Source organism: Streptomyces sp. UF-297 (assembly GCF_058245575.1).
In genome coordinates, this window is sequence record NZ_JBSIBZ010000109.1 from 22,061 (window position 1) to 28,420 (window position 6,360).

The following is a 6,360-nucleotide window of genomic DNA, read 5'->3' on the forward strand; positions in this document are numbered from 1 at the left end:
GAGGTGCTTCCCCTTCGCCTGGGATCCGCATTGCTCCGCGGACCCGGGTGCTTGCCTATCGACGGTACCTTGCCGGGCCCCCCGTACGGGCCCCCCTTGGACCGACTCGGTCCACTCGGTCCAAGGGGGCGTCACTCCGGCTCAACTCGCGACGAACGCGATCAGACAGAGACGGAAGACTTCCGCGTCGAAACGATCTGGTCGACAAGACCGTACGCCAGCGCGTCCTCGGCGGTCAGAATCTTGTCGCGCTCGATGTCGTCGCGGATCTTCTCGATCGGCGTGGTGGAGTGCTTGGCGAGCATCTCCTCCAACTGCGAACGCATCCGCAGGATTTCGTTGGCGGCGATCTCCAGGTCGGAGACCTGGCCGCGGCCGGTCTCGCTGTAGGGCTGGTGGATCAGCACGCGGGCGTTGGGCAGCGCCATCCGCTTGCCGGGGGTGCCGGCGGCGAGCAGCACGGCGGCGGCGGAGGCCGCCTGGCCCATGCAGACCGTCTGGATGTCGGGCTTGACGAACTGCATCGTGTCGTAGATCGCGGTGAGCGCCGTGAAGGAGCCACCGGGCGAGTTGATGTAGATCGAGATGTCGCGGTCCGGGTCCATCGACTCCAGGCACAGCAGCTGCGCCATGACGTCGTTGGCCGAGGCGTCGTCGATCTGCACGCCGAGGAAGATCACGCGCTCCTCGAAGAGCTTCGCGTACGGGTCGTACTCGCGCACGCCCTGCGAGGTGCGCTCGACGAAGCGCGGAACGATGTAACGGGACTCGGCCCGGGGACCGGAGTACTCGGCGCTGGGGGCGCCGCTGCCGGGGAAGTTGTTCATCTGGGAGTTCACCGTCCTGGTGGCGATCAAGTGGGCTGGGGTCGGCTGGGGCGAGTGGTACGGGGCTCAGGCCCCGGTGCCGCCCCCGCCCGGAACGCCGGCGGCGGAGGTCATCACGTCGTCGATGAGGCCGTACTCCTTGGCCTCGTCGGCGGAGAACCAGCGGTCGCGGTCGGAGTCACGGGTGATCTGCTCGACCGTCTGGCCGGTGTGGTGAGCGGTGAGCTCCGCCATCCGCTTCTTGGTGTGCAGCAGCCGCTCGGCGTGGATCTTGATGTCCGAGGCCGAACCGGCCAGGCCCGCGGAGGGCTGGTGGATCAGGATCTCGGCGTTCGGCAGCGCGAAGCGCTTGCCCGGGGTGCCGGCGCTCAGCAGGAACTGGCCCATCGAGGCCGCCAGGCCCATGGCGATGGTGACCACGTCGTTCTTGATGTACTGCATGGTGTCGTAGATCGCCATGCCCGCGGAGATCGAGCCGCCCGGGGAGTTGATGTAAAGGAAGATGTCCTTGTCCGGGTCGGCGGCAAGGAGAAGCAGCTGTGCGGTGATCTTGTTGGCGATGTCGTCGTCGACGGCCTGGCCGAGGAAGATGATCCGCTCGCCGAGCAGCCGGTTGTAGACCTGGTCGCCGAGGCCACCGAAGGAAGGCTCAGCGGCGGCGGAAGGCATCGGGATCGTCACGTGTCCACCTGCTCGTTGTCGGACGGCTCGCGGCCGTCTCAGCGTCGTCTTCTGGGGCGCGGGGACCGGCGCCGAGTGGTGCGTTGGGCGCGGTTTCAGGGACTCCCCTGCCCTCGTATCTACGGACCCTAACGCGCAGGTGGGCGAGCGCCATCCCGCATCGAGAACTGTTCGCTGTGAGCGCAGGCTCACGGAGCCGGGAAGGCCGGGGTAAAGCGACGGGCCCGAACACGCGGACGTGCGTGTTCGGGCCCGTGCTCAGCTGCCTGCGGGCGCCGCCTCAGGGGCGGGCGCCGCGCGGGTCGCGAGGGACCGTGGCTCAGGCCTCGGTCTTCTCCTCGGCCTTGTCCTCGGAGGCCTCGACGGTCTCGGCCGTCTCGTCCTCGTCGTCCAGGTCGACGACCTCGCCGTTGGTGTCCTTGACCGTGGCGGCCTCGACGACGACCGCGAGGGCCTTGCCGCGGGCGACCTCACCGACGAGCATCGGCACCTGACCGCCCTCGACGACGGCCTGGGCGAACTGGTCGGGGGACATGCCGGAGGACTGCGCGCGGCGCATGAGGTGCTCGGTGAGCTCCTCCTGGCTGACGTTCAGCTTCTCCTTGTTGACCAGCTCGTCCAGGATGAACTGGGTCTTGATGCCCTTCTCGGCCTGCTCCTTGGTCTCGGCGTCGAACTCTTCCTCGGTCTTGCCCTGGATCTCCAGGTACTTGGCGAGGTCGAGGCCCATCTGGCCGAGCTGGTGGTGCTCCAGGTTGTGCTTGCGGGTCTGGATCTCGTCCGCGAGCAGCTTCTCCGGCATCGGGACCTCGACGAGCTTGAGCAGCTCGTCCAGGACCTTCTCCTGGGCCTGGGTGGCCTGGTCGTACTTCTTCATCTGCTCGAGGCGCTTGCGGCTGTCGGCCTTGAGCTCGTCGAGGGTGTCGAACTCGCTGGCCAGCTGCGCGAACTCGTCGTCCAGCTCGGGCAGTTCACGGGCCTTGACCTCGGTGACGGTGACCTTGACCTCGGCCTCCTTGCCCGCGGCGGAGCCGCCCTTGAGCTCGGAGGTGAAGGTGGCCTCGCCACCGGCCTCGAGGCCCTTGACGGCGTCGTCGATGCCGTCGAGCAGCTCGCCGGAGCCGATGGTGTAGCTGACGCCGTTGGCGACGCCGTCCTCGAGGACCTCGCCGTCGACCTTGGCCTCCAGGTCGATCGTCACGACGTCGCCGTCCTGGGCGGCGCGCTCGACCGGGGAGGTGGAGGCGAAGCGCTCACGGAGCTGCTCGACGGACTTCTCGACGTCCTCGTCGGTCACCTCGGTGGCGTCGACCTCGACCTCGATGCCGGAGTAGTCCGGGATCTCCAGGGCGGGGCGGATGTCGACCTCGGCGGTGAAGGCCAGCAGCTCGCCGTCCTTCAGCTCGGTGATGTCGACGTCGGGCTGCCCGAGGACGTTGAGCTCACCCTCGTTGACGGCCTCGGTGTAGAACTTCGGGAGCGCGTCGTTGACGGCCTCCTCCAGCACGGCGCCACGACCGAACCGCTGGTCGATGACGCGGGCCGGGATCTTGCCCTGGCGGAAGCCCTTCACCGTGACCTGCTGGTTGATCTTCTTGTACGCCGCGTCGAGGCTGGGCTTGAGCTCCTCGAAGGGCACCTCGACAGTGAGCCGAACCCGAGTCGGGTTCAGGGTCTCCACGGCGCTCTTCACGGTTCGGTCTCCTTGGGGCTGACTTCTGGGGTTCTGCTTGAGACCCACCGGCTCCTGCGGTCCAGGAGTCCAGTGGATCGCGCCCGGGAGAGAGACACACGGGCACGCAGCTTGCATAGTAACCGCAAGCAGGATGGGGCCCACAATGTGATCTTGCTGATGAAGCAGCGGAACGCGGCAAAAAGAACGCCGGATGCTGCTGCTGGTCGGGGTGGCCGGATTCGAACCGACGACCTTCCGCTCCCAAAGCGGACGCGCTACCAAGCTGCGCCACACCCCGTCGGTGCGAGACGTAGGGTACATGCCCACAGGCGGTGCGGCTTCCGGTTATGCCGGGGCGGGCGGGAGCGCGGCGGGGGTGTGCGCGAGAGGGCCGCGACCCGCTACGATGCACTGCGTGCCGCGGTCGCCGTGACCTGTGGCGCATGCGGGCGTAGCTCAATGGTAGAGCCCCAGTCTTCCAAACTGGCTACGCGGGTTCGATTCCCGTCGCCCGCTCACGCAAGTCGAAAACCCCAGGGTGACCTGGGGTTTTCGTCGTTTCGCGGGACTTTTCCGGGCCGTTTCGGGGGCCTCTTCCCGCAGGTTTCCGCAGGGGCGCTGGCTAGGGTGGCGCGCATGGAGATCTGGATCAATCCCGCCTGTTCCAAGTGCCGCTCCGCGGTGAGCCTGCTGGACGCCGAGGGGGCGGCGTACACGGTCCGCCGCTATCTCGAACAGCCGCCCGGCGCCGGGGAGTTGAGGGACGTACTGGAGCGCCTGGGGCTTGAGCCGTGGGACATCACCCGCACCCAGGAGGCCGAGGCCAAGGAGCTGGGCCTGAAGGACTGGGAGCGCACGGAGGCGGAGCGCGAGCGCTGGATCGCGGCGCTGGCCGCACACCCCCGGCTGATCCAGCGGCCCATCATCACGGCCGACGACGGCACGGCCGTGGTCGGGCGCAGCGAAGAAGCGGTACGGGACGCGGTGGCGCGGGGCGGCGGCCGGTGAGCCGCCCGTGGCGGGTGGGCCGTCCGTGAAAGATGCTGCGGCAAAGCGGACGCTCGGCGTCAGTGGCTTCACCAGCCTCTGAAAGCCTCAGAAGCTGATGTTGTTGATCGTCTCCGCGATGGAGTTGAGGAAGCGGTTTATCGACGGGGCTATGCCCGTGGAGGCGAGGAAGAAGCCGAAGAGGATCGCGACGAGCATCGGCCCCGCTTTGATCGACTTCCCGCGGACCAACACGACAAGGATGATCCCCAACAGCAGCACCACAGACAGTGAAAGAGCCACAACTGATCACACCCTTGGTCGGAACGCCTCGCCGGCCCCGGGAGCGTGCAGCCGCGCACGTCCCCGCTCGGCACCCATCGTGCCACCAACTCCCTGCCCAGTGGAGGCGGGTGACGAATCATCGGCCAACCCTTTGCCCGCCCCGTGTGCACCTGTGACCCCTGCCCGTACGGACGGGGCCGGCGGGCCCGGCCATGGACGGTGACCGCGGCGCGACGTGCCGTAATTGCGGGATTCGACCGGAACATTTCGGCCCGGCCGCGGCATAAGCGACGCACGCCGTCCATTTAGCGCGATAGTGAATTCGAGTTCCACGACGCCGCGGGGAGCGGCGGGTGTGGTGGAGATCACGACGGCGGAGCGGCGGAGATCGGGGGGCAATTCCCGCCATGCGCGCGCAGGGCGTATACCCACTTCAAACGGATTACTGGGAGCGAATCGGGCAGATAGCGGACACTCCCGTAAGGGGTGATCGAGGGGCGAAAGGAGGGGTCTGTCTCTTTGTCGATACCTCGCCGTTTGTGGGCCCGCTCCGCCCGGTCGCGGAGAAAAGCCGAATAAGCGGAAGGGGTTTTACGCACACCGGGATTCGCCACTATGGTGCGTCAGATGTTCCAACCTGCCACGGCCCGGCATCCGCACGGCGATCAGCGAGCTCCGCTCCCTCCGGCCAGGGAGGCGGCGGCCACGGACACGTCGGCACCGGCGCCGGCACCCGCGCGGCAGAAGCCCGAAAAAGAGCGTTCCGCGTTCTTCGACAACGCGAAGTACCTGGCGATCGTACTGGTGGTCCTCGGGCACTCCTGGGAACCCCTGACCCATGGCGGTCGCGCTGCCATGGCGCTCTACATGACCGTCTATACGTTCCATATGCCGGCATTCATCCTGATTTCCGGCTATTTCTCGCGTGGTTTCGACTTCAGCCCGGCCAAGGTGAAGCGGCTGATCACGGGTGTGGTCGTGCCGTACCTGATCTTCGAGGTGGCGTACGCCTACTTCCAGCGCTGGGCGGAGGGCGGCCACGCCCAGATCAGCCTCACCAGGCCCTACTACCTGAACTGGTTCCTGGTGGCGCTGTTCATCTGGCGGCTGACCACCCCCATCTGGAAGCTGGTGCGGTGGCCGGTACCGGTCGCGCTGGTGATCGCGACGCTCGCCGCCACCTCGACCAACATCAGCGACGACTTCGACATGATGCGGGTCTTCCAGTTCCTGCCGTTCTTCGTGATCGGGGTGCACCTCAAGCCCGAGCACTTCCAGCTGGTACGGCGGCGGGCGGTGCGGATCGCGGCGGTGCCGGTGGTGCTGGGCGCGGTGGTGTTCGCGTACTGGGCGGCGCCGCGGATGAACAGCTCGTGGTTCTACCACAACGACTCCGTACAGGCTCTGGGCGTGCCGATGTGGATGGCGCCCGTGATGACGCTGGCGCTGTTCGGCTGCTCGGCGCTGCTGACGATCTGCTTCCTGGCCTGGGTGCCCGGGCGCCGGATGTGGTTCACGGTGCTGGGCGCGGGGACGCTGTACTGCTATCTGCTGCACGGCTTCCTGATCAAGCTGTCGCGCTGGTGGGGCTGGTACGACGCCTACGCGTGGGTGCGTACCCCCCTGGGCCAGATCGCGGTGACCGTGCTGGCGGTGGCGGTGGCGACCGTGCTGTGCTCCCCGCCGGTGCGCAGGGCGCTGCGCTTCGTGATGGAGCCGAAGCTGGACTGGGCCTTTCGCAAGGACCCGGCCGACGCGGCGCGGGCGCGGGTGAGCAAGTAGCGGGTGAACGCGTAGGAGCAGGTGGACATGGCGGTGGGGGGGGGGGGGGGGGGGGGGGGGGGGGGGGGGGGGGGGGGGGGGGGGGGGGGGGGGGGCGGGGGGGGGGGGGGCGGGGGGGGGGGG

The 6,360-nt window shown here is 68.0% G+C and carries 6 protein-coding genes and 2 tRNA genes; 3 read left to right on the forward strand and 5 right to left on the reverse strand.

All coding sequences use genetic code 11. The features are described from left to right. Positions 1–161: 161 nt before the first annotated feature. From AC4IJH_RS38520 to AC4IJH_RS38535, 4 genes are all read right to left on the reverse strand, one after another. Entirely contained in the window at positions 162–827 is a 666-nt protein-coding gene (locus AC4IJH_RS38520; protein ID WP_490856648.1) for an ATP-dependent Clp protease proteolytic subunit, read from the reverse strand. 66 nt (positions 828–893) lie between these two features. Further along, positions 894–1,496, reverse strand: a complete 603-nt coding sequence (locus AC4IJH_RS38525; protein WP_490856649.1) for an ATP-dependent Clp protease proteolytic subunit — start codon at positions 1,494–1,496, stop codon at positions 894–896. Between the two features lie 331 nt (positions 1,497–1,827). Further along, entirely contained in the window at positions 1,828–3,201 is a 1,374-nt protein-coding gene (gene tig / locus AC4IJH_RS38530) for a trigger factor (RefSeq protein WP_490856643.1), read from the reverse strand. 203 nt (positions 3,202–3,404) lie between these two features. Next, positions 3,405–3,481: transfer RNA gene (locus AC4IJH_RS38535), tRNA-Pro, on the reverse strand. Positions 3,482–3,628: 147 nt separating this feature from the next. Between AC4IJH_RS38535 and AC4IJH_RS38540 the strand changes: the two genes are divergently transcribed. Both AC4IJH_RS38540 and AC4IJH_RS38545 read left to right on the forward strand, forming a co-directional pair. Next, a tRNA-Gly gene (locus AC4IJH_RS38540) sits at positions 3,629–3,699 on the forward strand. Between the two features lie 120 nt (positions 3,700–3,819). Then, entirely contained in the window at positions 3,820–4,191 is a 372-nt protein-coding gene (locus AC4IJH_RS38545; protein WP_490856644.1) for an arsenate reductase family protein, read from the forward strand. Positions 4,192–4,278: 87 nt separating this feature from the next. Here AC4IJH_RS38545 and AC4IJH_RS38550 read toward each other — a convergent pair whose 3' ends face one another. Beyond that, positions 4,279–4,473, reverse strand: coding sequence for a hypothetical protein (locus AC4IJH_RS38550; protein ID WP_490856645.1), 195 nt, complete (start codon positions 4,471–4,473; stop codon positions 4,279–4,281). Positions 4,474–5,082: 609 nt separating this feature from the next. On the opposite strand from AC4IJH_RS38550, the gene AC4IJH_RS38555 reads away from it, so the two are divergent. Beyond that, positions 5,083–6,237 (forward strand): acyltransferase family protein, encoded by a 1,155-nt coding sequence (locus AC4IJH_RS38555; protein ID WP_490856646.1) that lies wholly within the window; start codon positions 5,083–5,085, stop codon positions 6,235–6,237. Positions 6,238–6,360 lie beyond the last annotated feature (123 nt).